Here is a 25,182-nt window from a genome sequence, read left to right on the forward strand (position 1 = left end):
GGTAGCGTTAGTTTGTCTGGCGTTTGTAGTGGATAATATCAAAGCGGGTATTCAGGCCGTCATAAAGAAGCAGGCGGCCGATCAGCGGTTCACCGATGCCACATATGAGTTTGATCACTTCCATGGCCTGAAGGGAGCCGATAACGCCGGGCAGAACACCGATAACGCCGACTTCGGCACAGGTCGGAACGAGCCCTTGCGGCGGCGGAGCAGGGAAAAGATCACGATAGGATGGATTGTTGTTTTCAAAAGGTTTGAGAACAGTCACCGAGCCATCAAAGCGGCCAATGGCTCCACTTACCAGTGTTTTTTTCGCGCTGGCACATTGATCGGCCAGTAGATAGCGGGTGGTGAAATTATCGCTGCCATCAACAATAATATCATAATCGGCAATGATAGGCTGGATGTTGTTTTCATTAAGACGGCAATGGTGTTGAATGACAATCACATGCGGATTGATCGCTTCTATACTTTTTGCTGCACTTTCGGTTTTTGGCCGATTAATGGATGAGGTGGCGTGGATAATCTGGCGCTGAAGATTGGAGAGCGAGACAATATCATCATCGACAATACCCAATGTACCGACACCGGCTGCCGCCAGATAAGCTAATATGGGGCTGCCCAGCCCACCGGCACCTATAACCAGAATGCGTGCTGCTTTAAGCTTCTGTTGTCCGGCCCCACCTATCTCCGGCAGGATGATGTGGCGTGCATAACGCTCTATTTCATGCTCATTCAATTTTTTATCGGCTTGCGTCATGTCTCAACCCTTGTCATATTCACTTTATATTTAGATGGGCATCAAGACGATGAAAAGCCCTAACTTGGATAGGAATATACAGGCATGAAAATCGCCATTCAGATGGATCATATCTCGACTATCAATATCAAAGGAGATACGACCTTCGCGCTAGCGCTTGAAGCGCAGGCACGTGGTCATGAACTCTATCATTATACGCCGGATCGTCTGTCCTTATGGGATGGTAAGGTTACAGCAAGGCTGGAGGCATTGCAGGTTCGTGATGTTGAGGGTGATCATTTTACTTTGGGCGCGCCGGTGCGCACGGATCTATCGACAATGGATGTCGTATTGCTGCGTCAGGATCCACCTTTTGATATGAACTATATAACAACAACCCATATATTGGAGCGTATTCACCCCAAAACACTGGTGGTCAATGATCCGATGTGGGTGCGCAATTCACCTGAAAAGATTTTTGTCACCGAATTTGCCGATTTGATGCCGGAAACACTGATTACCAAGGATGTCGAAGAGGTCCATGCTTTCCGCGCTCGATATGGCGAGATTATTATCAAGCCGCTTTACGGCAATGGAGGTGCCGGTGTTTTCCATCTCAAAAAAGATGACCGCAATTTGACATCCTTGTTGGAAATGTTCGAAGCCATGTATCGCGAACCTTTTATTGTCCAGCGTTATCTGAGCGAAGTGCGTGGCGGTGACAAGCGTATTATCCTAATTGACGGAGAACCGGCTGGTGCGATCAACCGTGTGCCGGCAGAAACAGATTCACGCTCCAATATGCATGTCGGCGGACGGGCGGAAAAGACCGCATTGACAACACGTGAAAAAGAAATTTGTGCCCGTATTGGCCCTTCTTTGAAAGCGCGCGGTTTTATTCTGGTCGGCATCGATGTGATCGGCGACTATATGACCGAGATCAATGTGACATCACCCACAGGTTTGCGCGAAATCAAACGCTTTGACGGCACCGATATCACCGCCCTTTTCTGGGACTGTGTGGAAAAGAAGCGCATCGTTTGAGCCCCGAAAAGTTGCAGACTTTTCGGGTAAGGCGAAAGAAGAAACAATGATTGGTTCAATCCTGTTGGGTTTATTTTTTCTCGGCCTAATGTTGAGTATCGGTTATGGTGTCGCGCAAAGCCGTATCACGATGATGGGCGGGGGTGCTGGTCTTATCTTGTTATTTACTTGCTTATGGGGTTTGGCTGGCGGGTTGGTTTTCCCGATAGTCATTATGAATTTGGAATCGTCTTTCTGTGTGGCCATTGTCTTCGCTGTTTCAGCTTTGGTCTTTGCTATTGTGCATGCTGTAGAAATTCTGGCTCAGCGCCGGTTAAATAACAGACTTCATATTTCAATCTCGGCAGCAATGATAAAGATGTTTCTTATCATGTTTGTGCCTTCGGTTATGGTCAATTTGGGTTTTACGGCATGGTTTTACTTTGATGGCAGTATTGCTATGGCTGCTGATCGTGACATTCCGACACCATTACCGGCTTATGAAAGAACTATTTTTATAGCGACCGGTTTGGCTTGGTTAGGCAGCCTGATTTGTGCACATATTTTCACGCTTCCACAAGAAGACAGCTATTTCATTTAATGCAGGGGAGAATACAGCCCATAGATTGTCGTGTGTCATGAAACTGTAATATAGATGTCATAGAGCGGTAACATAACGGACATAAATAGAAGGTGATATCTGGATATTCCGGAATCTTCAAGTTGATCCAGTGACGATAAGGAATTCGATGGATGAACAGATTGCTCATAAGCCTTGCCGCTTTGACACTCAGTGCAGCTTTTTCAACCGATATTGCTGTCGCCCGCGACCAGATTCAGATATCCGGTTCTTCCACTGTTTTTCCCTATGCCAAGATCGTAGCGGAAACTTTTGGTGAAATCTATCCGAATTTTAAAATTCCGGTGATTGAATCCGGCGGGTCCGGTGCTGGTATTAAAGAGTTCTGTCGTGGTATCGGTGACAATACGACTGATATTGCCAATGTATCACGTGCGATGAAAAAGAGTGAACTTAAGTCATGCTTTGATGCTGGCGTCACGCAGATTGAAGAGGTGCGTATCGGTTATGACGGCATTGTTTTGGCCACCGATATCAATGGGCCGGACTGGGAATTGGAGCCAGCTGATCTTTATAAGGCCTTGGCCGCCCAAGTCGTTATTGATGGTAAATTACAGCCCAACAAGGTTGCCAAGTGGAATGAAGTCAACAGTGCGTTGCCTGATTGGGACATTACGGTCTATATTCCTGGCGAAAAACATGGCACGCGTGAAGTATTTGAAGAAAAGTTGATGATAGACGGCTGTAAGAAAAGCGGTGCTTTTGAAGCTTTGCAAGCATCAGGCCTTGATGACAAGGCTGTTATAACCGCTTGTGTTGCCGTGCGAAAAGATGGCAAGGCTGTTGATATCGATGGCGATTATGCCGAGACATTGGCGCGTATTGATGCCAATAAGACCGGCGTGGGTTTGTTCGGTCTGGCTTTTTATGAAAATAATGCCGACAAGTTGAAAGCAGCAACAATTGCCGGCATTAAGCCTTCTACAGAAACCATTGCGGCTGGTGAATATTCGGTTTCCCGGCCTCTTTTTTTCTATGTTAAAAAAGCCCATTTGGGTTCGGTGCCGGGTTTGAAAGAGTATGTCGAGTTTTTCTTGTCTGACCAGATGATTGGTCCGGAAGGTCCTTTGGCTGAATATGGTCTGGTTGCTGCACCCGATAAAGAGCGGGACGCCCAGCGTGCCGCTTTTGAAAAAGGTACTGTGATGCAGTTGAATAAATAATACGAAATAAACCGGCGTATAGTCATATACGGCGGTCTTTTTATTGGTCGTGAATATGTTCTTGTCGTTTGTTGTTATTTTTATTGTTGTTCTAGGTTTTGCCGGCTTTAGCTTGTCGCGTTTTAAAGCGCACCGTATTGAGGCAGCTTCGGGTAGAATGCATTCCAGACCACATTATTATGGCTGGTGGACTTTTCTGCTGGGCGTTGTACCATCGGTTATTTTTCTGGGTTTGTGGTCGATTGGTTCTTCTATCTATGTTGAATATGAGGCCAGTCATCAAATTCCGGCGGTTGAGGCCGACGGGTCACCGGTCAATAAGAATGTTTCACTGGATGCTATCCATCGTCTGGCGCCTTTTGCCGCCACCCTGCCGGAAAGCCAGCGTTATGATACGTATGAGAATGTTCGCACCAATTTGATTGCGCATGGGGTGTTTCTTCCACAAGGTGCTTATAGTGGTTCGGTTTTCGTCGCTTACTCCCTTGGTTATCTGATTGATGAACTGAAGTGGATCGGCGCGTTGATGGCCGGTGTGATTGCACTGATCGGATTTGGAATTGGCTATATCCAGATTGGCAGCCGCAAACGCGCGCGTAACAATGTTGAGCGTATGGTGGTCTGGGGTCTGGTGACAGCTTCGGTAATCGCTATTTTTACAACGATCGGCATTGTGCTGTCGATGCTGTTTCAGACGGTTCATTTTTTCAACGCGGTGCCGCTTTCCAATTTCTTTTTCGGTACGGTTTGGGATCCACGATTTTCCGCGGCAGGCTCGGGTGGTGAAGTCGGTCAGTTTGGTCTGTTTCCGCTTTTGCTTGGCACGTTGTATATCGCTTTTGTTGCCATGCTGTTTGCCGTGCCGATCGGTTTGTTTTCGGCCGTTTATATGTCCGAATATGCCTCCCGTCGTTTAAGAGCCATTGTCAAACCACTATTGGAGGTCTTGGCAGGTATACCGACCATTGTTTATGGTTTGTTTGCGATGGCGATTGTCGGGCCGTTCCTACAGGAAATATCCATAGCGCTTGCCGGCGGGCAAGGGTTTATCATGCAGCGTAGTGTTTTGACGGCCGGTCTGGTCATGGCGATTATGCTCATTCCTTTCGTTTCATCTTTTTCGGATGATATTATTACGGCCGTGCCGCGTGCGTTGCGTGACGGTTCTTACGGGCTTGGGGCTACACAATCGGAAACTATTAAAAAGGTTGTTATGCCTGCCGCTCTTCCCGGTATTGTCGGCGCCTTGCTGTTGACGGCCTCACGTGCCATCGGCGAGACCATGATTGTTGTTATGGCAGCTGGTGCCGCCGCCCGCATTAATTTTAATCCGTTCGAGGATATGACAACGATTACTGCCAAGATTGTAAGCCAGATTACCGGTGATCTTGAGTTCAATTCACCGCAGACACTGGTTGCTTTTGCATTGGGCATGACACTTTTTGTGCTGACCCTATTGATGAATATGTTTGCACTATACATTGTACGTAAGTATCGGGAGCAATATGAATGAGTGAGGTTCAAAAAAAGCCGCGCCGCGATATCGGCCTCAAACGTCGCTATCGTGCCGAACGTCGTTTCCGTGCTTATGGTATTGCGGCCATTGGTATCGGTTTGTTTTTTCTGGCTGTATTGATTGGTTCGGTTGTTTCTTCCGGTTATTCGGGTTTTACCCAGACAACCATGACACTCTCGGTGCATCTGGATGAAAAAGTGATTGATCCTAAAGGTGAGCGCGCTACTAAGCCGAATGTTCTCATTACAGCCAATTATCCTTTGCTGGTGCGTAATGCTTTGGCCGAGAAACTGGGTGTTTCGATGAACGACCGTCAGGGATTGCGTGCCGTTAATCATATGTTCTCGGCAGGTGTGCGCAAGAAACTGCTTGATATGGTTATGCGTGATCCCACATTGATTGGGACAACACAGACTATCAAGGTGCTGGCGGCAGCCAATATTGATTCCGCTTATAAGGGACAGATTGATCTCTCGGTGGATGAAAGCAGGCGTAAGGTTTCCGACCAACAGGTTCAATGGATGAACAAACTCAGCCATGAAGGTGTGCTTTATAAAGCTTTCAATACAGGGCTTTTTACCTATGCAGCTTCAAGTCGTCCCGAAACGTCCGGTCTTGCCGTTGCCCTGATCGGCTCTGGCTATATGATGTTGACCGTTTTACTGCTTTCTGTTCCTATTGGTGTTGCAGCTGCGATCTATCTGGAGGAATATGCGCATAAAAATCGCTTCACCGATCTGATTGAGGTCAATATCAATAATCTGGCTGCAGTGCCGTCGATTGTCTTTGGCCTTTTGGGCTTGTCGGTTTTTGTCAATTTCATGCATTTGCCGCGCTCGGCATCGATTGTTGGCGGTTTGGTGCTGACCTTGATGACTTTGCCAACGATTATTATTGCGACCCGTTCCGCCTTGCGTGCTGTACCGCCTTCTATTCGTGCCGCGGCTCTTGGACTTGGTGCATCTAAAACCCAGACGATATTTCATCATGTCTTGCCTTTGGCAATACCGGGTATTTTGACCGGTACAATTATCGGCTTAGCACAGGCTTTGGGTGAAACAGCTCCTTTGCTGTTGATTGGTATGGTGGCTTTTGTAGCCAATATGCCGGTGACGCCGGGTGATCCGGCAACAGCCTTGCCTGTACAAATCTATATGTGGGCAGGGGAAGCTGAACGGGCTTATGGCGAACGGGCTTTTGCCGCCATTATTGTGTTGTTGCTGTTTCTGGCTGTGATGAATATTGCAGCTGTATTTTTGCGGCGCCATTTTGAAAGACGTTGGTAAATAGGCATTTTCCGAAAGTCTATGATTTTTGGATAAGATAATGCAGTGTGAAATTGAGGAATAATATAATGAATATCAAGATGCGTGGACAGGATGTAAAGGTTTTCTACGGCGGGAAGGAAGCGTTGCATGGGGTTAATCTTGATGTCGTTGAGAATGCTGTCACGGCACTGATTGGCCCGTCAGGGTGTGGGAAATCAACATTTTTGCGTTGCTTGAATCGCATGAATGATACGATTGAAGGTGCCAAGGTTACCGGTCTTATCACTTTGGATGATGAGGATATTTATGATCCTAGAATTGATGTGGTGGAGTTGCGTGCACGTGTGGGGATGGTATTCCAGAAAGCCAATCCTTTTCCCAAGTCGATCTATGAAAACATCGCTTATGGTCCACGTATTCATGGATTGGCTAAAAATAAAGCCGATCTTGATGTTATTGTCGAGCAGAGCCTGACCCGTGCCGGTCTGTTTGAAGAGGTCAAGGACCGCTTGAATGATACCGGTACAGGTTTATCAGGCGGTCAGCAACAGCGTTTATGTATTGCGCGTGCCATTGCTGTCTCACCGGAAGTGATCTTGATGGATGAACCTTGTTCGGCGCTTGATCCGATCGCAACAGCGCGAGTGGAAGAGCTGATTGATGATTTGCGACAAAATTATACAATTGTGATTGTCACTCATTCGATGCAGCAGGCGGCACGTGTATCACAATATACGGCCATGTTCCATCTTGGTAATCTGGTCGAGATGGGGGAGACTGAAATGATCTTCACCGCACCTAAAGAACAGCGCACACAGGATTATATTACCGGCCGCTTTGGTTAAGCTGCTGCTATAAGGAGATTAAGATGTCTACCAATCATATTGTACGATCATTTGATGATGAATTAAAAGACCTTGAAGCCCGTATTGCCGAAATGGGCGGGCATGCGGAACGGATGATCGAACGTTCGGTCACATCAATTATCAATGATGATTTGACGCTTGCGACCGAAGTTATTGAAGAAGATAAAATACTGGATATCGCCGAGCGTGAAATTGATGAAAAAGCGATTGCCATTATCGCCAAACGTCAGCCTATGGCGGTGGATTTGCGTGAAATTATCGGTGCCATCCGTATTTCTGCCGATCTGGAACGCATTGGGGATATGGGTAAAAATATTGCCAAACGTACGGTGACTATTTCTGAAGTTCGGCAGCCTGTAACGTTCTACCGCGGGCTGGAAGCTTTTTCGACCCTCGCCTTGAATCAGCTCAAGGAAGTGCTCGATGCCTATGCAAGCCGCTCGCTGGAAAGAATTGATAGTGTGCGTGAACGCGATAACGAAATCGATGCCATGTATACGTCGCTATTTCGTGAACTTTTGACCTATATGATGGAAGACCCGCATAATATTACCGCTTGTACGCATCTGCTTTTTTGCGCCAAGAATATCGAGCGCGTCGGTGATCATGCTACAAATATTGCCGAGACATTGCACTATATAATCACGGGCGATTATCTGGATAATGAGCGTCCGCGTGATGATCATAGCCATGAAATTAAAGCGGATGATGCCTGACTTGAAGGCAGCATAGGCAGGATGACAGATTATGCAGCGTAAATCGGTAATTACCGTCGTGGAAGACGAAGAGGCAGTTGCCACGCTTTTGCGTTATAATCTGGAAGCAGAGGGATATGTTGTCCAGACCATTGATGATGGAGAGGACGCAGAACTCGAGCTTTACAATAATATTCCTGATCTGTTGATACTGGACTGGATGTTGCCGCGGCTTTCCGGCATTGAGCTTTGCCGTCGGTTGCGTCATCGCAAGGAAACCAGAAACTTGCCTATCATGATGTTGACGGCCCGTGGCGAGGAGGATGAACGCATACGCGGTCTTAATGTCGGCGCTGACGATTTCATGGTCAAGCCCTTTTCGATGGCCGAATTGTTGGCGCGCATCAAAGCGTTACTGCGGCGCAGCTGTCCCGATATGCTGGCTGATCGATTGGAAGTCCATGGTCTTGTATTGGACCGGTTAAGCCACAAGGTTTTTCGTGGCAGGGATGAATTGCATTTGGGGCCGACAGAGTTCCGTCTGCTTGAATTTTTTATGCGTGCGCCAGGGCGCGTCTATTCGCGTGCCCAGCTTTTGGATGGTGTCTGGGGCAACGACAATTTTGTCGATGAGCGCACGGTTGATGTCCACATACGTCGTTTGCGCAGCGTCATCAATCAGGGTGATCAGGACTTAATTCGCACTGTACGCGGTACCGGTTATGCTTTCGGTTAGGGGCGTTGCGGACATATAAGGGACGCGATTTTATCCACGGGTAGAATATAGCCGTCGTCCAGCATGTTTTCATCCAGATTTGTGATGTGTACGGCCTGTTCGATAATGTAGCCATTCTTGTCTCGTGTAAGGGCTGATTGTGGCCAATAGCTGATGAGCTTTTTATTGCAATCTATCTGTCTTTGTTCAATCAATGTGGATGGCGGAAGTCCTCCTTTGCCTTCGGCGGGCGTTGCTTCTCGTGTGACAGTTTTGAGATAGAACAGAATAAAATTTTCTCTGTTTGTTTTATGTGTATGCATGTCGACAAACATTGTTTGGCGATTAATATCCTCGTTGGTGATCTGTTGCCATTTTGGTGTGGTAGGCTCCCATTTTATATTGGTAAAAACTGTGGCGAAGTTCTCATGATGATAATTGGCATCAAGAAGGGTATCGGCATCTGTTTGTAGGCTGGTAATATATTCTTCATTGTCTTTAAATGTTTTGCGCAAATAGGTAGCGATCATCTTTTTATCGTTCTTGCTTTTGGCATGATGCAAAATAATATATGGGTCTTCAGGAATTTGGCTCCCTACTTCATAAGAGTCTTGCGTAAGTATGTCATGCAGATAGGCATATTCCAGTGGATCACGTTCAATTGGTAGCATGGTGTTTTCTGTCTTTGCGCCACATAAAAATGCTGCGCCATGTTCATCCGCATCTTTATCTTCATAATTGCGATAGGGGCTGCTGTCGGTCTCAGGAACTGCAACATTCTCGGCGTTATGGAATTGATGATAAAAATGATACTTGCTCTCGTCAGGATTTTTCTCATATTCATGCATGGTTGCAAACCCTTCGAGAATAGTCATTTTATGCGGGATGTTGCAGTCGATTCTGTATTTCATTTGAAATGTATCCTGCCAGCCTGGTCCGGTTAATTCTAAATAGTCTGAAGATATACCAAATGTTTTGATTTCAATCTGGCTATCGTTGATGCGCTGGAAGGTGTTGCGGTCGTAAAAAAGAGGCGTATAGCTTGAAGCATTAAAGATCCACCAACGGATTTCAGGATGCTGGAAAAAATTAGGCTTCTGCTGTTCTTGTGCGGATGCAGAATTCGAAAGAGCCAGAAAGACGATTAAAGTTGCGATGATTTTCATGTGTCATTGCCTTTGCAAACTTTTGTCATGTTTGGTTTGTGAAGGTGGATAATCAGTTCGAATCATAGATTAACAGCTTCTTAAACTTTTACCCTTAGAAGAGATAGAAACAAGGCTGCAATTATAAAATGACAGCCGATGATGAAACAAGGGTTACGGGCCTGCCGGCTTTATCGGCAGATGGAGCGATATGGTCAAAACGCTGGATTTTTTTCGATACTTCAAGATAAGCGGGCTTTTTATCGTGCTTGCTGCAACGCTTCTGGTAACGGGGTGCGCTTCCAATAAAAGCAGATCCTTGATCGGCAATGGCCGTAATGTACCTTTATCAGAGCGTCAGTGTCTTGAGCGCGTTATGTATTTTGAATCCAACCGTTCAAGTCGTGAAGGTATGATCGCTGTCGGTACGGTGGTCATGAACCGCGTTAATTCTTCAGCCTATCCTGACACGATTTGTGGTGTTGTCGGCCAGAAAAATCAGTTTGCACCGGGTGTATTAAGTAAGCCGATGACAGAAAAAGCATCTGTCGCCCGGGTTAGAGAAGCGGCTGATGCGGTGTTGCGCGGTGAGCGTGACAAGAAGGTCAAGAGTGCCATGTTCTTCCATACAGTCGGCTATTCTTTCCCTTACAAGAATATGCATTATGTACGAGTTGCCGGTGGTAATACATTCTATGAAAAGCGTGGTCGTGACGGCCAATTGCAGCAGCCGGTCAATGATAGCCAGTATAATGTAGCCCTTGCCTATGCGCAGGATAAAAAGATGGGTTTGCCATCAATGTCACTGGTAATGCAGGGACCATCGGTTGAAGCGGCAGCACCGACTATGGTGGCGCAGGCTGATTATACCCCGACGCCAATGTCCAAGCCACAGGATGCGACGCCGATCATGGTTGGTTATGCATCATCATCGGCAGGCAAGAAGGATGAGATTGCCGCCTTGTTGTTGGCGCAGGAACAAGGCCAGTTCTGATTATTTTATGACTCTACTGTCAAAGCCGGTTTTCCATAAGGAGACCGGCTTTTTTTATTTCCATCTTTCAAATAGCTGCATGATTACATAGATAGAGGTACGGCATTTGTAATTTTAAAGGGAAATAGAATGAGCACGCACGATATAATTGATTCGGTAAAACTCGACCGTTTGGCAGAAATTTCCGTGAAGGTTGGTCTGGGGCTGCAGCAAGGTCAGGATCTGGTTTTAACGGCACCAATTGCCGCTCTGCCATTGGTGCGCCGGATTGCCCATCATGCCTATAAAGCCGGAGCCGGAGTGGTTACCCCTTTTTTTGGGGACGAAGCTTTGTCTCTGGCACGTTTTGAAAATGGTTCTGAGGAAAGTTTCGACAAAGCAGCCGGCTGGCTTTATGAAGGTATGGCCAAGGCGTTTGAAAATGGTGCGGCGCGCCTTGCGGTTGCAGGAGACAATCCATTACTTTTATCACAACAAGATCCGAATAAGGTTTCTCGTGTCAATCGTGCAACCTCTAAGGCTTATCAGCCGGCTTTGGAGAAAATTGCCGGTTTTGATATTAATTGGAATATTGTTTCCTATCCCAATCCAAGTTGGGCCAAGGTGATGTTTCCCGATCTTTCTGAAATCGAAGCAACGAAAATGTTGGCTGATGCCATTTTTTCAGCATCCCGTGTCGATAATGATGATCCGGTTGCTGCCTGGGCGGCGCATAATGCCAATCTGAAGAAACGTTCAGGTTGGCTCAATGACCAGCGTTTTGCTAGTCTGCATTTTACCGGTCCAGATACCGATCTGACAGTTGGTCTTGCCGATGAGCATGAATGGCATGGGGGGGCATCCAAAGCCAAGAACGGTATTGTCTGTAATCCCAATATCCCGACGGAGGAGGTCTTTACGACGCCACATGCAATGCGTGTTGACGGTTATGTCCATTCGACCAAGCCTTTGTCGCATCAGGGGACTTTAATTGACGAAATCGAAATGCGTTTTGAGGGTGGGCGTATTGTCGAGGCCCGCGCCGCCAAGGGTGAGCAGGTCCTTCATCAGGTGTTGGACACGGATGAAGGCGCCCGCCGTCTAGGCGAAGTGGCTTTAGTCCCGCATTCTTCACCGATTTCTGCAAGCGGCCTTTTATTTTATAATACGCTTTTTGATGAGAATGCCGCCTGTCATATTGCATTGGGGCAATGTTATTCAAAATGTTTTTTGAATGGCGCCAATCTGTCTCCTGATGAGATTGCCAAGCGTGGAGGCAATAAAAGCTTGATCCATATTGACTGGATGATAGGTTCGGGTGAAATCGATATTGACGGTATTAAATCAGATGGCTCTAAAGTACCGGTTTTCCGCAAAGGAGAATGGGCCTGATTTATAGATTTGATGCAATCATTTCAACGGGTGGTTTGTCGTGTTTGATAATTGCAGGATATAAAACAAAAAGGTCGGGGGGTCCCGACCTTCCGTTTTCCATTGCTGCCAGTACATCCGTGGTCAGCGCTGGTATGCGATAATGTATTATTGACGCAGAATGGTTGAAAAATTATGAATATTCCCTGTGGTATATATATAAATGCCTGAGCTTCCTGAAGTTGAAACCGTGCGGCGCGGATTAGAGCCCGTACTTGAAGGTGCCATCATTGAGAAGGTTAAGCTTAATCGTGCTGATTTACGTTTTCCATTTCCTGATGGTCTTGCAGAGACATTGCAGGGGCAGACAATCATAGCGATTGAACGGCGGGCAAAATACCTTCTGATCCATCTTGATTGTGACCAGACACTTATCAGTCATCTTGGTATGAGCGGTTCATGGCGTATAGAAGATAGGCCTTTGGCAATCGATTATCATCCTAAAGGCAAGCTTGCCGTCCACGACCATTTTATCATGCAGGTTGGAAAAGCGGGTAAAATCCTTGATGTCATTTATAATGACCCGCGCCGGTTCGGTTTTTTGCTTTTATGGGCAACCGGCCAATTAATGGATCATCCTATGCTTGCAAAGCTTGGGATAGAGCCAACAGGCAATATGTTGGATGGCAATTATCTGCAACAGACATTTAAGAATAAGAAAGCGCCGCTTAAAGCTGCACTTTTAGATCAATCGATTATTGCAGGACTCGGCAATATTTATGTTTGCGAGGCTTTATGGCGTGCACGGCTTTCACCGCAACGCCCGGCGCAGACTTTGGCGGGTTCTTCGAAAACCGTGCATGCAAAAGCTGATAATCTGGCTACCCATATCCGCTCCGTCATTGCCGATGCGATCCATGCCGGTGGTTCATCTTTGAAGGATTATGTCCATGCCGATGGCAGTTTGGGCTATTTTCAGCATAATTTTAGTGTTTATGACCGTGAAAATGAACCTTGTCCTTGTTGTGGCAACCCGATTAAACGGATTGTACAATCTGGACGCTCGACCTTTTATTGTGACGTATGTCAAAAATAATCATCATGGCTTGCAAATTGTGTATCCATCCGTAAAGTCACGTGGATAAGTGAGGTTTATCATGATTGAAAAAGTCCTTTCCCGTCTCGATAATAATTTTGATGAAAGTCTGGAGCGGCTTTTTGCATTATTGCGGCATCGTTCCATTTCGACAGATCCTGCTTATAAGGATGACTGTCGTAAGACCGCGGATTGGCTGGTGGAGCAATTGGTACAGATCGGTTTTACGGCGTCACGTCGTGATACAGCCGGTCATCCGATGGTTGTTGCCCATCATGAAGGACCTTCGGATAATTGTCCGCATGTCCTTTTTTATGGCCATTATGATGTCCAGCCGGTTGACCCTTTAGAATTATGGCAGGATGATCCTTTTGACCCCAAAGTTAAAGAACGCGATGGTGTAAAGATTATCAGCGCGCGGGGCGCATCGGATGATAAAGGACAGCTGATGACCTTTGTCGAGGCTTGTCGCGCCTTTAAGCAGGAGACAGGTTGTCTGCCGGTTAAGGTGACTATTCTTTTCGAGGGCGAGGAGGAATCCGGCTCGCCATCGCTCAAACCTTTTTTGGAGGCGCATGCGGATGAGCTGAAGGCTGATATTGCGCTTGTTTGTGATACCAATATGTGGGATTGCGATACGCCATCAATTACAGTTGGATTGCGAGGTCTGGTTGGTGAAGAGGTGATTGTCAAGGCGGCCAATCGAGACCTCCATTCGGGCTATTATGGTGGTGCGGCGGCTAATCCCGTTCATATTCTTTCCAAGATCATTGCTAATTTGCATGATGATAAAGGAGGGGTAACTTTGCCTGGTTTTTATGACGGGGTAGAGGAAACACCCCGACAGGTTTTGCAATCATGGAAAGAGTTGGGTGAATCAGCACAAAGCTTTTTGTCTCCCATTGGGCTTTCGCACCCTGCCGGCGAAGAGGGACGCGATATATTAGAATTGACATGGGCGCGCCCGACAGCGGAAGTTAACGGTATCTCCGGCGGTTATGAAGGGGATGGATTTAAGACTGTGATCGCGGCCCGGGCATCGGCCAAGATTTCTTTTCGGCTGGTGCATAAGCAGGAACCATTGAAAATCCGCGATACATTCCGCTCTTTTGTTAAAGCGCAAATTCCTTCGGATTGTTCGGTTACATTTATAGATCACGGGGCTTCACCGGCTATTCAGCTCGATTATGATTCGCCTTATATATTGGCGGCAAAAAGTGCATTGAGTGATGAATGGCCAAAAGCAGGTATTTTGACGGCTTCTGGCGGTTCGATCCCGATTGTTGGCGATTTCAAGTCGATATTGGGAATGGATTCGGTGCTTGTCGGTTTTGCGCTGGGGGATGATGCTATCCATTCTCCCAATGAAAAATATAATCTGACTTCATTTCATAAAGGGCAGCGCTCATGGGCGCGTATTCTGGCAAAACTTGCTGGAAAAGGAGAATAATTATGACGGATATCCGTGTTCATCAGGGCGATTTGCCTGATCTTTCCCGTTATCAGGTTGAAAGTGTTGCTATTGATACCGAAACGTTAGGGCTTAATGTCCATCGTGACCGTTTGTGTGTGGTGCAGATTTCATCTGGTGATGGTACTGCGGATGTCATCCAGATTGCTAAGGGACAAAAAAAGGCACCTAATCTGGAAGCTTTGCTGAAAGATCGTTCCATTACCAAGATTTTCCATTTCGGGCGTTTTGATCTGGCTGTGCTGGCTTATACATTCGGTATCATGGCCTCACCCGTTTTTTGTACCAAGATCGCATCCAAGCTGACGCGCACCTATACCGATCGACATGGTCTGAAGGACATATGTAATGAATTGCTGGATGTTAATCTTTCCAAACAGCAGCAGTCATCTGATTGGGCGGCCGAGACGCTTTCCCGGGCACAACTTGAATATGCAGCCAGTGATGTTCTTTATCTGCATCGTCTGAAAGATGTACTGGAACAAAGATTGGAACGTGAAGGTCGGCAAAAAATGGCAAAATCATGTTTTGATTTTCTTCCCATGCGTGCCCAGCTTGATATTTCAGGCTGGCCGGAGACCGATATTTTTGCTCACGCATGAGTGATGCTTTATGGTTATTGAATCGTTAATCCAATAGAAACAAATAGTTACGTATCGTTTTTATGGGTTTTTATATTCTGCTAGGGTTGCTAAAAACGGATTCCCATCGTTGTGATATTTTTACTACAGTATTTTCTTAGGTAAGGATTATATTCATCTCAATCGCAAGTTCCTTTGCATGGAGTAGAAAAATGAAAATTAAATATCTTATTGCCGCATCTGCTGTTGCTATGATTGCTACCACAGGCGCACAAGCCGCCGACATTATCCAGTCACCTGAGCCTGCTCCGGTTATGGCTGCCCCTGTATTCTCATGGCAGGGTGCCTATATTGGTGCCCAGATCGGTGGTCGTTGGTCTGATACGGATGTTAAAGCCCGTACTCAAAATTTTGGAAAAACATTCTCTCCTGATCCATCAGGCTTCATGGGTGGTGTTTATGCCGGTTACAACTTTGACCTGCAAAACAACATCATTCTTGGTATCGAACAGGACTTCACTTGGGCTGATATTGATGACTCAAGCAGCACTTCCTACAGCAACGGTATGAAGGTTCGCGGCAAGGTTAAAGAAAACTGGGCCGGTGCAACACGTGCCCGTATCGGTTATGCCGCTGATCGCTGGATGCCTTATTTTGCAGCCGGTGTTGCTTATGCCGATCTTGATTCAAGTGTTCGTACAACGCTTAATAATGTTAAGGTTGACAGGTTGTCGAAGAGCGGTAGCGATACTTTTGTAGGTTATACACTTGGTGCCGGTGTTGATTATGCCATCACTAACAATGTTATCCTGCGTGGTGAATATCGCTTTACTGATTATGGTGATGAAAGCTACAGCACCGATAACGGCAAATATAAAGTTGATTATAAGACCAATGACGTTCGCGTCGGCGTTGCTTATAAGTTCTAATCTGATCCAGATTGGTTAATTGGAATGGCGGGTCTTTGACCCGCCATTTTTATTTGGCAAATTGTATTTTCGGCATCGTTTTTCGTTAACCAATTCTTTACCGTGTTGTATGGAAAAGCCTCAAAAAGGTTTTGAAACAGCACTTTTATGTGTCGCGCGATGAAAAGGTTACCTTGCATTAACTTTCCTCTTTTTAAGGTGATGGCAATCCAATTTTCATTGATGGAGTTTAAGTAAATGAAATTGAAATCACTTCTCGTTGCTTCTGTATTGGGCGCTGTTGGCGTTTCAGGCGCACAGGCTGCAGACGTTGTCCAGTCCTATGATCCGGCTCCTGGTATGGCTGCTCCTATGTTTTCATGGCAGGGTTTTTATGCCGGTGGTCAAATCGGTTATCGCTGGGCTTCTACGGACGTCGATGTCAAGGGACGTAATTATCAGGATGGTCTTGGCAAATCGGTCTCTCCTGATCCGTCAGGTTTTATGGGTGGTATTTATGCCGGCTTTAACTATGACCTGCAGAACAATATTATTCTTGGTCTGGAACAGGATTTTACCTGGTCTGATCTTGATGAAGGTGACAGCGACAGCTTGAGAGCCGTCAATGGCAGTGTACATGGCAGTATGGAAGAAAAATGGGCCGGTGCAACACGTATCCGTGCCGGTTATGCTGCTGATCGCTGGATGCCTTATGTTGCCGGTGGTTTGGCTTATGCAAAGGTTGATTCCGATGCCGGCATCTATCGCAATAATGTTAAGGTTGCAGGTACAAGCGATGATAAGACAATGGTCGGTTATACCTTAGGTGCCGGTCTTGATTATGCATTGACTGATAATGTTATTCTTCGCGGAGAATATCGCTTTAGTGATTATGGCGATAAGGATTTCAAAGGCGATGACGTAAAATACAATATCGATTACAAGACCAACGATCTGCGTCTTGGCGTTGCCTATAAATTCTGATTTTTTGATTGGAATGAAAGCCCCGCAATTATTGCGGGGCTTTTTTTATTTATGTCTGTTAAAAAACAGTTTCCTTTGTCTTTTTGGTTCTGTAAAAGCATGACCATGAATTTATATTGTCTCATCGCTATTATACGAATTAGTTGCCCGGCCTTGCGCGCAGCTTGATGCATGATGCAAGCGCTGCAGGGACCGGGTTTGTTACCTGCCGATTCAAACGAAAACTATTGCCGACAGGACTTTCCTTATGAGCGAGACATCTACAACAGTTGATTATTCTAAAACTCTTTATTTGCCCCAGACCGATTTTCCAATGCGTGCAGGTTTGCCGCAAAAGGAGCCTGAACTGGTCAAACGGTGGGAAGAGATGGATCTTTATGCGCAATTGCGCAAACAATCCAAAGGCCGCCCACTTTATGTGCTACATGACGGTCCGCCCTATGCCAATGGCAATATCCATATCGGTCATGCACTGAACAAGATTTTGAAAGATGTAATCACTCGTTCTTTCCAGATGCGCGGTTTTGATTCCAATTATGTGCCGGGTTGGGATTGCCATGGCTTGCCTATTGAATGGAAGATTGAAGAAAAATATCGCGCAGCCGGTAAAAATAAGGATGAAGTGCCGGTTAATGAATTCCGTCAGGAATGCCGTGAATTTGCCAAGCATTGGATCAATGTCCAGACAGAAGAATTCAAACGGCTCGGCATTGTTGGAGACTTCAAGAATCCTTATACAACTATGGCTTTTCACGCCGAAGCGCGTATTGGTGGCGAGTTGATCAAATTTGCCATGTCCGGTCAGCTATATCGTGGCTCCAAACCTGTTATGTGGTCTGTTGTCGAGCGGACGGCTCTGGCCGAGGCCGAAGTTGAGTATCATAATGTCGAATCCGACATGATCTGGGTCAAGTTCCCGGTCCAGCAGACCAAAAGCGATGATTTGCAAGATGCTTTTGTGGTGATCTGGACAACAACACCATGGACCATTCCGGGCAATCGTGCGGTTTCTTATTCATCTCGTATTGCCTATGGGCTTTATGAAGTGGTGGCTGCTGAAAATGATTTTGGCCCGCAACCGCAAGAAAAGATGATTTTTGCCGATGCATTGGCACAAGCTTGTGGTGAAAAAGCCAAGCTTGAAATGAAGCGCCTGCGTGATATCAAGCCGGACGAATTGGCTGATATGGTGTTGGAGCATCCATTAAAGGGATTCGGCGGGGGATATCTATTCCATGTGCCTTTGCTTGACGGGGATCATGTTACGGATGAAGCGGGCACAGGGTTTGTCCATACGGCCCCCAGCCATGGTCGTGAGGACTTTGATGTCTGGATGGCTAATGGCAAGCAGTTGACAGAGCGTGGCATTGATCCGTCTATTCCTTTTCCGGTTGATGATGCCGGTTTTTATACCGCTGATGCGCCAGGCTTTGGCTCCGACCGAGAAGGCGGTGCGGCCCGTGTGATTGATGACAATGGTAAGATGGGGGATGCTAATAAGAGCGCGATTGCTGCACTTATTGCCCATAATCATTTATTTGCCCGTGGCCGGTTGAAGCATGACTATCCCCATAGCTGGCGTTCGAAAAAACCGGTTATTTTTCGTAATACACCGCAGTGGTTTGTCTATATGGACAAGGATCTGGGTGATGGTACAACCTTGCGGAAACGTGCTTTGAAAGCCGTTGAAGATACCCGTTTTGTTCCGGCTGCCGGTCAAACACGTTTGAATGCCATGATGGCAGACCGCCCTGATTGGGTTTTATCACGTCAGCGTGCTTGGGGTGTGCCAATTTGTATTTTTGTCAATGAAGAAGGCGAAATATTAAAGGATGAGGCCGTTAACCGGCGTATTATCGAGGCTTTCGAGGCAGAAGGTGCGGATGCATGGTTTGCTGATGGTGCCCGGGAGCGCTTTCTGGGGGCACGGGCCAGTGAGGATTGGAATCAGGTCAAGGATATTCTTGATGTCTGGTTTGATTCAGGCTCGACCCATACCTTTACCTTGGAAGATCGTCCTGATCTTAAATGGCCTGCCGATGTCTATCTGGAAGGCTCTGATCAGCATCGCGGCTGGTTCCATTCTTCTATGCTGGAAAGCTGCGGCACACGGGGGAGAGCGCCTTATGATACTGTAATTACCCATGGCTTTACGCTGGATGAGCAGGGTAAAAAAATGTCGAAGTCACTTGGCAATGTTGTCGTACCGCAACAGGTCATGGATACATCAGGTGCCGATATTTTGCGTCTTTGGGTGATGACGACCGATTATTGGGAGGATCAGCGCCTTGGCAAAAATATCATCCAGACCAATGTCGACAGTTATCGTAAATTGCGTAATGTCATGCGCTGGATGTTGGGCACATTGGCCCATGACGAGGGTGAGACCATTGCCTATGACAATTTGCCAGATCTTGAAAAGTTGATGCTGCATCGCCTTTATGAATTGGGTGAATTGGTCAATAATGCGTATGATACTTTCGATTTCAAAAAAATCACCCGTGCATTGATCGATTTTTCAATTGTTGAGCTTTCTGCTTTCTACTTTGATATTCGCAAGGATTCGCTTTATTGCGATGCGCCTTCATCCATGAAGCGTAAGGCAGCTTTGCAGGTGGTGCGTGAAATTTTTGAGCGGATGGTGACATGGCTGGCACCAATGCTGCCCTTTACCGCCGAAGAGGCATGGCAGGCGCGTAATCCTGATAGCCGTTCGGTTCATTTTGAACAGTTTCGTACGACGCCGTCTGAGTGGAAGAATGAGGCGTTGGCTGTGCGCTGGCGCAAAGTCAAGCAGGTTCGCAAAGTGATTACTGGTGCTTTGGAGTTGGAGAGAGCCGACAAGCGTATTGGCTCGTCATTGGAGGCTGCACCCATTGTCTATATTGCGGATAAGGATTTGTTGGCAGCGGTTGAAGGCATTGATATGGCCGAAATTGCAATTACCAGCGATATTATTGTGACGAATGGGCAGGCACCGCAAGATGCATACCGACTGGATGATGTACAGGGCGTAGCCGTAAAGCCTGAACGGGCAACTGGCAAAAAGTGTGCCCGTTCGTGGCGATATACACAAGATGTAGGCAGTGATCCGTCCTATCCTGATGTATCGGCACGTGACGCTGCGGCCCTTCATGAGCTGCACAGTTTGGGCAAGTTATAAATTTGGTTGTTGAACATATGAGGCATATTAACAGTGATGTTATTTCGTGCATTGCCGTTAATGGTGCTTCGTGTTATTGAGCTGCCTTGGTGTCGCCGGATTTTGATGTCAGGCTGCACGTTTATATGGTAGATTCTAGTATTTGAAAAACGGCTTTGGCCGGGAAGACGGATAAGCAGTGAAGAAAACGAAAGCGGTCATTCTAGCAGCATCAGCCGGATTAACGGCGCTTACCCTTTCCGGTTGTGGTGTTTCCGGTCCTACTTATGGTACCGATAAGACCTCAACCCAGCAATTGTGGAGTGACCTCTCCAATATGACGGCTTTGAAATCAGACAATCAGAGCGGAAAAATTGATACAAAGCCACGCCCTGATTTGGTTCCGCCATCCAGAGAAACCATGAAGAGCCTGCCGCAGCCGCAAGAAAATGTAGCGCAGACCGGTGCGCCGGATTGGCCGGAATCACCTGAGCAGCGTCGTCAGCGTTTGCGTGATGAAGCAACTGCCAATCAGGATAATCCCAATTACGTGCCGTCGATTAAATCCCGTCCAAGTCCGGCCAATTATATGGATACGGATGTAATCGGGCTTGATGGTATGCATCGTGGGGAAGACCAGATGAATACAAAGGCTGCTAAGGCCCAGCGTGCGGAATATATGCGTCGCAAGCAGGAAAACTCCGGTGGTACAGCCAATAACCGTAAATATTTGAGCGAACCGCCTTTGACCTATCGTGAACCGGCTGCCACAGCCCCGGTCGGCGAAAAGGGTGAGGATGAATCGGTAAAAGAACGCCAAAGAAAAGCGGCTATGAAAGGTAAATCCGATAAAAAGTGGTATTGGCCGTTTTAAATTATGCAGCGATTAAGCTGTAGGGCTTGGATTGCTTGTGTAAATGCAGCCAGTGGTATGATATAGAAATTTTATATCATCTCTAAGGACATTTTGCGCGTTGGCGGCGCAAAGGCCGTGTCCAGTTTTGCCAGATTTTCTGCCGTTAAAACGATGTCTAGTGCCTTGTGGTTCTCGCTGACATGCTGGACTGTTGCCGCTTTGGGAATAGCAATTATATCGGGTTTTGTTAAAACCCAGTTGAGTGCAATCGCTGCCGCTGTCGTCTGGTGGATGCTTGCAATGTCGGCAAGCACCGGATTGGATAATAATCGACCTTGTTCTATCGGAGAATAGGCCATAAGCGGAATCTGCTTTTGGCGGCACCATGGAAAAAGATCGAATTCAGGGCCGCGGCGGGTCAAATTATAAAGAATCTGGTTTGTAGCAATAGATGAATGGCGGGCATATTGAGCAAGCTCTTCCATGTCTATTGTATCAAAATTACTGACGCCCCAAGCACCAATTTTGCCGGTATCAATCAGCGTTTCGAAAGCTGTCACCGTTTCTTCCAATGGATAAGCACCCCGCCAATGTAATAGATAAAGGTCGATATGGTCACACCCTAGCGCTCTAAGGCTACGTTCGCATGCTTTGATTGTGCCATTATAGGAAGCGTTGGAAGGCAGGACTTTTGAAACGATAAATACTTTATCTCTTTGGCCCTGTATGGCTTGTGCTACAATACGTTCAGCGCCGCCATTGCCATACATTTCAGCCGTGTCAATGAGTGTCAGTCCTAAATCGATTCCCTGTTTGAGGGCGGCAATCTCCTGTTGCCGCAAGGCTGCATCCTCGCCCATTTTCCATGTGCCTTGTCCCAGTGCCGGAACAATTTTGTTATTGGGCAATGTAATAGTTTTCATGTTGCTATTGCCTTGCGTTTTTGTGCAAAAAACGATTTCAAGAGGGCGCTTGAGCGTTGTTCGCCAAGGCCTGTGTAGATTTCAGGAGCATGATGGCAGGTGTTTTGGTTAAAAAATCTCGGGCCATGATCTACGGCGCCACCTTTGGGATCTTGGGCGCCATAATAGAGACGGCGGATCCGTGCGAATGATATGGCACCGGCGCACATGGCGCATGGTTCCAATGTAACATAGAGATCACATTCAGGAAGACGTTCAGAGCCTAATTTTTCACATGCCATGCGGATGGCACGTATTTCAGCATGGCCTGTTGGGTCATAGCTGGCGCGGATCAGGTTGCTTGCCGCTGCAATCAGTTGTGAGCCGTGCATGATAACTGCCCCGACAGGGACTTCGCCTGATAAGGCGGCCTTGGCGGCTTGATCGAGCGCCATATCCATCGGGGTTGATGCTATGTTTTTTCTATTCATACGCCCTTATAGGGTGCGTGAAAAACAACGACAAGTGTTGTCTGATAGAATTTAATTGGCATTGATGCATGAAAACGATTCCCTGATATGGAAAAATGGTCTAGATGCATTGTTGAATTCTATTTTGGCCGCATTTTGAGGAAAACGAGCATGGAAAAACGTGATATGAAAAAGGACGTTAAACGCTCGCGCCCGATGCCGGAAAAACATTCGGGACCAAAAGAGCGGGTTCATAGTGAAAAAACGGATGAAGCAGAAAAGGGCGAGCGGATTGCCAAACGCCTTGCCCGTGCCGGTATTGCGTCTCGTCGTGATGCTGAAATGATGATTTCGGCAGGTCGCGTTGCTGTTAATGGCAAGAAACTGGATTCCCCTGCGATTAATGTTATGCGTGATGATGTCATTACTGTAGATGGTAAGCCGCTACCGCAGGCAGAACGGACGCGTTTATGGCTTTATCATAAACCGGCCGGTCTGGTGACAACCAATCGTGATCCGGAAGGGCGTCCGACTGTTTTTGATAATCTGCCTGTGACAATGCCGCGGGTCTTGTCTGTAGGGCGACTGGATATTAATACAGAAGGTCTATTGCTTTTGACCAATGATGGCGGTCTGGCCCGTGTGCTGGAACTGCCATCTACAGGCTGGGTACGTCGTTATCGTGTGCGTGCACATGGCCGCGTCAAGCAGAGTGATCTGGATGGATTGAAAAATGGTATTGCCGTTGACGGTGTTTTCTATGGTGCGGTTGATGCATCTATTGAACGCGAACAGGGGTCCAATGTTTGGCTGTCTGTCGCCTTGCGGGAAGGTAAAAATCGCGAGGTTAAAAACATTCTAGGGGCTCTTGGTCTGAGTGTGACGCGATTGATCCGTATTTCTTTCGGTCCTTTCCAGCTTGCCGATCTGGAAGAAGGCGCGGTTCAGGAATTAAAAGGGCGGGTTTTGCGTGACCAGTTGGGAGAACGTCTGATCGAAGAGGCTAATGCCGATTTTGATGCGCCGATTCTTAATCCTTTTTCCAATGCGCCGGTCAAGGCTTCATTTGAAGATAGTCCGGTTGAACAGAATGATTGGATTTCATCGGCACCGGTTGAACCGAGACGTAAAAAAGGCGAATTCGGAGATAAGGGCCGGGATCGTCCGGGTGCCAAGCCTTTTGCGAGAGATGGCGGTGGTAAGCCGCGAGGCAGGGATGCAGCAAAGACGGGTGATGAGGCACAGGAACAGGAGCGTCTTGTCAGTCGCAGCGAGCGTTCCCGCAGTACTAATGTATGGATGGCACCGGGAGCTCGTCCGCAAGGTGCCAAATCCAAAAAACGTTTTGTGCGTGATGAAAATACAGGTCCGCGCAAACGGACAGAATACGCTCAGGATAATACGACGCGCGGGCGCGATGAACGTTCACCGCGCGATGATTTTAAAGCTAAGAGCGAACGTCCGGCACGTGGTGAAGCGCGTGGGCGCAGTGATTATGGCGAGCGGGCAGAACGTGCGCCGAGGAGTGATTATAAGCCGAGAGGCGAGCGTCCGGCACGTGGTGAAACGCGTGGGCGTAGTGATTATGGCGAGCGGGCAGAACGCGCACCGAGGAGTGATTATAAGCCGAGAGGCGAACGTCCGGCACGTGGTGAAGCGCGTGGGCGCAGTGACTATGGCGAGCGGGCAGAACGCGCACCGAGGAGCGATTATAAGCCGAGAGGCGAACGTCCGGCACGTGGTGAAACACGTGGGCGCAGTGATTATGGCGAGCAGGCAGAACGCGCACCGAGGAGTGATTATAAGCCAAAAGGTGAGCGTTCCGTAAGAGGTGATTATAAATCCCGTGATGAACGATCCGCGCAAGGTGAACGCAAATGGACACCGCGTGATAAGAGCGCGCGTGATTCAACGGATAGTCGTCCACAGCGTGATGGTTATAAAGGTGGCGGTAAGGATGGTTCTATGAAGGGACGCGATAATCGCGAGCGTAAACCATTCAATCGTGATGGCAAACCTGCTTTTAAAAGTAGTGATGGCAAACCTGCTTCGGGTCGTCCGTCAGGCAAAGGAGCCCCACGTGCGGATCGTCGGCGGTAAATTCTCAGGGCGTTCACTTGCTACGCCTTCTATCAATATCATTCGACCGACAACCGATAGGACCCGCGAAAGCCTGTTTAACATACTGGCCCATCGTGAGGCTGGTTTTTTTGAAAACAAGCGTGTGCTTGATCTTTTTTCCGGCACCGGTGCTCTGGGGCTTGAGGCCGCGTCACGTGGTGCTAAGGCTGTGGTATTTGTCGAACAGTCTGTTGAGGGACGTGGCCTGATCCATCAAAATATTGAGGCTTTCGGGTTACAGGGGATGGGGCGTATTTTACGCCGCGATGCAACCATGCTTGGCGATATTGGTACAATGATGCCGTTCGATCTTGTCTTTGCTGATCCGCCTTATGGCAAGGGCTTGGGTGAAAAAGCTTTTCTTTCGGCATTACAAGGTGGTTGGCTCAACAAGGAGGCGACGCTTGTTCTGGAAGAAAAAGATGATGCCACGATAAATTTACCTGAAAATTTTATTTTAGAAGATGAGCGCCATTATGGTGGCACAATTATACGTATTTATCGGTTGAGTGATTTGGTCTGAAGGCACTGATCAGG

At 47.3% G+C, this 25,182-nt stretch carries 23 protein-coding genes; 19 read left to right on the top strand and 4 right to left on the bottom strand.

Annotated features, from left to right (window positions below; genetic code table 11):
* Positions 1 to 7: 7 nt before the first annotated feature.
* A complete protein-coding gene (locus ACYZ97_RS00375) occupies positions 8 to 760 on the bottom strand; it encodes a molybdopterin-synthase adenylyltransferase MoeB (protein WP_473299345.1) in 753 nt (250 codons plus the stop codon).
* 84 nt (positions 761 to 844) lie between these two features.
* On the opposite strand from ACYZ97_RS00375, the gene gshB reads away from it, so the two are divergent.
* From gshB to phoB, 8 genes are all read left to right on the top strand, one after another.
* Positions 845 to 1,783 carry a glutathione synthase gene (gene gshB, locus ACYZ97_RS00380; RefSeq protein WP_473299346.1) on the top strand — a complete coding sequence of 313 codons (939 nt, stop codon included), beginning with the start codon at positions 845 to 847 and terminating at the stop codon, positions 1,781 to 1,783.
* 46 nt (positions 1,784 to 1,829) lie between these two features.
* Positions 1,830 to 2,363 (top strand): hypothetical protein, encoded by a 534-nt coding sequence (locus ACYZ97_RS00385; RefSeq protein ID WP_473299347.1) that lies wholly within the window; start codon positions 1,830 to 1,832, stop codon positions 2,361 to 2,363.
* Positions 2,364 to 2,515: 152 nt separating this feature from the next.
* The gene (locus ACYZ97_RS00390) at positions 2,516 to 3,565 is read left to right on the top strand and encodes a PstS family phosphate ABC transporter substrate-binding protein (RefSeq protein WP_473299349.1); all 1,050 of its coding nucleotides are present in this window, start codon (positions 2,516 to 2,518) and stop codon (positions 3,563 to 3,565) included.
* Positions 3,566 to 3,620: 55 nt separating this feature from the next.
* Positions 3,621 to 5,078: a phosphate ABC transporter permease subunit PstC gene (gene pstC, locus ACYZ97_RS00395; RefSeq protein ID WP_473299351.1), complete on the top strand. Its 1,458-nt coding sequence runs from the start codon at positions 3,621 to 3,623 to the stop codon at positions 5,076 to 5,078.
* Positions 5,075 to 6,367 carry a phosphate ABC transporter permease PstA gene (gene pstA / locus ACYZ97_RS00400; RefSeq protein ID WP_473299353.1) on the top strand — a complete coding sequence of 431 codons (1,293 nt, stop codon included), beginning with the start codon at positions 5,075 to 5,077 and terminating at the stop codon, positions 6,365 to 6,367. The genes pstC and pstA overlap by 4 nt, the downstream gene beginning before the upstream one ends.
* 68 nt (positions 6,368 to 6,435) lie before the next feature.
* Positions 6,436 to 7,194 carry a phosphate ABC transporter ATP-binding protein PstB gene (gene pstB / locus ACYZ97_RS00405; RefSeq protein ID WP_473299355.1) on the top strand — a complete coding sequence of 253 codons (759 nt, stop codon included), beginning with the start codon at positions 6,436 to 6,438 and terminating at the stop codon, positions 7,192 to 7,194.
* A 23-nt stretch (positions 7,195 to 7,217) separates the two neighbouring features.
* Positions 7,218 to 7,931, top strand: a complete 714-nt coding sequence (gene phoU, locus ACYZ97_RS00410) for a phosphate signaling complex protein PhoU (protein WP_473299356.1) — start codon at positions 7,218 to 7,220, stop codon at positions 7,929 to 7,931.
* A 31-nt stretch (positions 7,932 to 7,962) separates the two neighbouring features.
* Positions 7,963 to 8,646, top strand: a complete 684-nt coding sequence (gene phoB, locus ACYZ97_RS00415; protein ID WP_473299358.1) for a phosphate regulon transcriptional regulator PhoB — start codon at positions 7,963 to 7,965, stop codon at positions 8,644 to 8,646.
* Here phoB and ACYZ97_RS00420 read toward each other — a convergent pair.
* Positions 8,643 to 9,791, bottom strand: a complete 1,149-nt coding sequence (locus ACYZ97_RS00420) for a hypothetical protein (RefSeq protein ID WP_473299360.1) — start codon at positions 9,789 to 9,791, stop codon at positions 8,643 to 8,645. The genes phoB and ACYZ97_RS00420 overlap by 4 nt on opposite strands.
* A 190-nt stretch (positions 9,792 to 9,981) precedes the next feature.
* Here ACYZ97_RS00420 and ACYZ97_RS00425 point away from each other — a divergent pair, with 190 nt between their 5' ends.
* The 9 genes from ACYZ97_RS00425 (at position 9,982) to ACYZ97_RS00465 (ending at position 21,170) form a co-directional block, all read left to right on the top strand.
* On the top strand, positions 9,982 to 10,764 hold the full coding sequence (locus ACYZ97_RS00425; protein ID WP_473299362.1) for a cell wall hydrolase: 783 nt from the start codon (positions 9,982 to 9,984) through the stop codon (positions 10,762 to 10,764).
* 129 nt (positions 10,765 to 10,893) lie between these two features.
* On the top strand, positions 10,894 to 12,135 hold the full coding sequence (locus tag ACYZ97_RS00430) for an aminopeptidase (protein ID WP_473299363.1): 1,242 nt from the start codon (positions 10,894 to 10,896) through the stop codon (positions 12,133 to 12,135).
* Positions 12,136 to 12,337: 202 nt separating this feature from the next.
* Positions 12,338 to 13,210 carry a bifunctional DNA-formamidopyrimidine glycosylase/DNA-(apurinic or apyrimidinic site) lyase gene (mutM, locus tag ACYZ97_RS00435; RefSeq protein ID WP_473299364.1) on the top strand — a complete coding sequence of 291 codons (873 nt, stop codon included), beginning with the start codon at positions 12,338 to 12,340 and terminating at the stop codon, positions 13,208 to 13,210.
* Between the two features lie 61 nt (positions 13,211 to 13,271).
* Positions 13,272 to 14,660 carry a M20/M25/M40 family metallo-hydrolase gene (locus ACYZ97_RS00440; RefSeq protein WP_473299366.1) on the top strand — a complete coding sequence of 463 codons (1,389 nt, stop codon included), beginning with the start codon at positions 13,272 to 13,274 and terminating at the stop codon, positions 14,658 to 14,660.
* 2 nt (positions 14,661 to 14,662) lie between these two features.
* Positions 14,663 to 15,283: a ribonuclease D gene (locus ACYZ97_RS00445; RefSeq protein WP_473299367.1), complete on the top strand. Its 621-nt coding sequence runs from the start codon at positions 14,663 to 14,665 to the stop codon at positions 15,281 to 15,283.
* A 191-nt stretch (positions 15,284 to 15,474) separates the two neighbouring features.
* Positions 15,475 to 16,191: an outer membrane protein gene (locus ACYZ97_RS00450; RefSeq protein ID WP_473299369.1), complete on the top strand. Its 717-nt coding sequence runs from the start codon at positions 15,475 to 15,477 to the stop codon at positions 16,189 to 16,191.
* A 237-nt stretch (positions 16,192 to 16,428) separates the two neighbouring features.
* Positions 16,429 to 17,154: an outer membrane protein gene (locus ACYZ97_RS00455; protein ID WP_473299371.1), complete on the top strand. Its 726-nt coding sequence runs from the start codon at positions 16,429 to 16,431 to the stop codon at positions 17,152 to 17,154.
* 247 nt (positions 17,155 to 17,401) lie between these two features.
* On the top strand, positions 17,402 to 20,317 hold the full coding sequence (gene ileS, locus ACYZ97_RS00460; RefSeq protein WP_473299373.1) for an isoleucine--tRNA ligase: 2,916 nt from the start codon (positions 17,402 to 17,404) through the stop codon (positions 20,315 to 20,317).
* A gap of 178 nt (positions 20,318 to 20,495) precedes the next feature.
* Positions 20,496 to 21,170, top strand: a complete 675-nt coding sequence (locus tag ACYZ97_RS00465) for an LptM family lipoprotein (protein WP_473299375.1) — start codon at positions 20,496 to 20,498, stop codon at positions 21,168 to 21,170.
* A gap of 71 nt (positions 21,171 to 21,241) precedes the next feature.
* Here ACYZ97_RS00465 and ACYZ97_RS00470 read toward each other — a convergent pair whose 3' ends face one another.
* Both ACYZ97_RS00470 and ACYZ97_RS00475 read right to left on the bottom strand, forming a co-directional pair.
* The gene (locus ACYZ97_RS00470; protein WP_473299377.1) at positions 21,242 to 22,075 is read right to left on the bottom strand and encodes an aldo/keto reductase; all 834 of its coding nucleotides are present in this window, start codon (positions 22,073 to 22,075) and stop codon (positions 21,242 to 21,244) included.
* Positions 22,072 to 22,545: a nucleoside deaminase gene (locus ACYZ97_RS00475; RefSeq protein WP_473299379.1), complete on the bottom strand. Its 474-nt coding sequence runs from the start codon at positions 22,543 to 22,545 to the stop codon at positions 22,072 to 22,074. The genes ACYZ97_RS00470 and ACYZ97_RS00475 overlap by 4 nt, the downstream gene beginning before the upstream one ends.
* A 150-nt stretch (positions 22,546 to 22,695) precedes the next feature.
* Between ACYZ97_RS00475 and ACYZ97_RS00480 the strand changes: the two genes are divergently transcribed.
* Together ACYZ97_RS00480 and rsmD are read left to right on the top strand one after the other, a co-directional pair.
* The gene (locus tag ACYZ97_RS00480; RefSeq protein ID WP_473299381.1) at positions 22,696 to 24,624 is read left to right on the top strand and encodes a pseudouridine synthase; all 1,929 of its coding nucleotides are present in this window, start codon (positions 22,696 to 22,698) and stop codon (positions 24,622 to 24,624) included.
* On the top strand, positions 24,605 to 25,168 hold the full coding sequence (gene rsmD, locus ACYZ97_RS00485; RefSeq protein ID WP_473299383.1) for a 16S rRNA (guanine(966)-N(2))-methyltransferase RsmD: 564 nt from the start codon (positions 24,605 to 24,607) through the stop codon (positions 25,166 to 25,168). The genes ACYZ97_RS00480 and rsmD overlap by 20 nt, the downstream gene beginning before the upstream one ends.
* The last annotated feature ends 14 nt before the right edge of the window (positions 25,169 to 25,182 follow it).

This window comes from Bartonella sp. bp_1, from assembly GCF_055808085.1.

What these genes read in the sequence shown, in the direction of transcription:
- ACYZ97_RS00375 (WP_473299345.1), bottom strand. Translation starts at nt 760, where the DNA reads ATGACGCAAGCCGATAAAAAATTGAATGAGCATGAAATAGAGCGTTAT.
- gshB (WP_473299346.1), top strand. Translation starts at nt 845, where the DNA reads ATGAAAATCGCCATTCAGATGGATCATATCTCGACTATCAATATCAAA.
- ACYZ97_RS00385 (WP_473299347.1), top strand. Translation starts at nt 1,830, where the DNA reads ATGATTGGTTCAATCCTGTTGGGTTTATTTTTTCTCGGCCTAATGTTG.
- ACYZ97_RS00390 (WP_473299349.1), top strand. Translation starts at nt 2,516, where the DNA reads ATGAACAGATTGCTCATAAGCCTTGCCGCTTTGACACTCAGTGCAGCT.
- pstC (WP_473299351.1), top strand. Translation starts at nt 3,621, where the DNA reads ATGTTCTTGTCGTTTGTTGTTATTTTTATTGTTGTTCTAGGTTTTGCC.
- pstA (WP_473299353.1), top strand. Translation starts at nt 5,075, where the DNA reads ATGAGTGAGGTTCAAAAAAAGCCGCGCCGCGATATCGGCCTCAAACGT.
- pstB (WP_473299355.1), top strand. Translation starts at nt 6,436, where the DNA reads ATGAATATCAAGATGCGTGGACAGGATGTAAAGGTTTTCTACGGCGGG.
- phoU (WP_473299356.1), top strand. Translation starts at nt 7,218, where the DNA reads ATGTCTACCAATCATATTGTACGATCATTTGATGATGAATTAAAAGAC.
- phoB (WP_473299358.1), top strand. Translation starts at nt 7,963, where the DNA reads ATGCAGCGTAAATCGGTAATTACCGTCGTGGAAGACGAAGAGGCAGTT.
- ACYZ97_RS00420 (WP_473299360.1), bottom strand. Translation starts at nt 9,791, where the DNA reads ATGAAAATCATCGCAACTTTAATCGTCTTTCTGGCTCTTTCGAATTCT.
- ACYZ97_RS00425 (WP_473299362.1), top strand. Translation starts at nt 9,982, where the DNA reads ATGGTCAAAACGCTGGATTTTTTTCGATACTTCAAGATAAGCGGGCTT.
- ACYZ97_RS00430 (WP_473299363.1), top strand. Translation starts at nt 10,894, where the DNA reads ATGAGCACGCACGATATAATTGATTCGGTAAAACTCGACCGTTTGGCA.
- mutM (WP_473299364.1), top strand. Translation starts at nt 12,338, where the DNA reads ATGCCTGAGCTTCCTGAAGTTGAAACCGTGCGGCGCGGATTAGAGCCC.
- ACYZ97_RS00440 (WP_473299366.1), top strand. Translation starts at nt 13,272, where the DNA reads ATGATTGAAAAAGTCCTTTCCCGTCTCGATAATAATTTTGATGAAAGT.
- ACYZ97_RS00445 (WP_473299367.1), top strand. Translation starts at nt 14,663, where the DNA reads ATGACGGATATCCGTGTTCATCAGGGCGATTTGCCTGATCTTTCCCGT.
- ACYZ97_RS00450 (WP_473299369.1), top strand. Translation starts at nt 15,475, where the DNA reads ATGAAAATTAAATATCTTATTGCCGCATCTGCTGTTGCTATGATTGCT.
- ACYZ97_RS00455 (WP_473299371.1), top strand. Translation starts at nt 16,429, where the DNA reads ATGAAATTGAAATCACTTCTCGTTGCTTCTGTATTGGGCGCTGTTGGC.
- ileS (WP_473299373.1), top strand. Translation starts at nt 17,402, where the DNA reads ATGAGCGAGACATCTACAACAGTTGATTATTCTAAAACTCTTTATTTG.
- ACYZ97_RS00470 (WP_473299377.1), bottom strand. Translation starts at nt 22,075, where the DNA reads ATGAAAACTATTACATTGCCCAATAACAAAATTGTTCCGGCACTGGGA.
- ACYZ97_RS00475 (WP_473299379.1), bottom strand. Translation starts at nt 22,545, where the DNA reads ATGAATAGAAAAAACATAGCATCAACCCCGATGGATATGGCGCTCGAT.
- ACYZ97_RS00480 (WP_473299381.1), top strand. Translation starts at nt 22,696, where the DNA reads ATGGAAAAACGTGATATGAAAAAGGACGTTAAACGCTCGCGCCCGATG.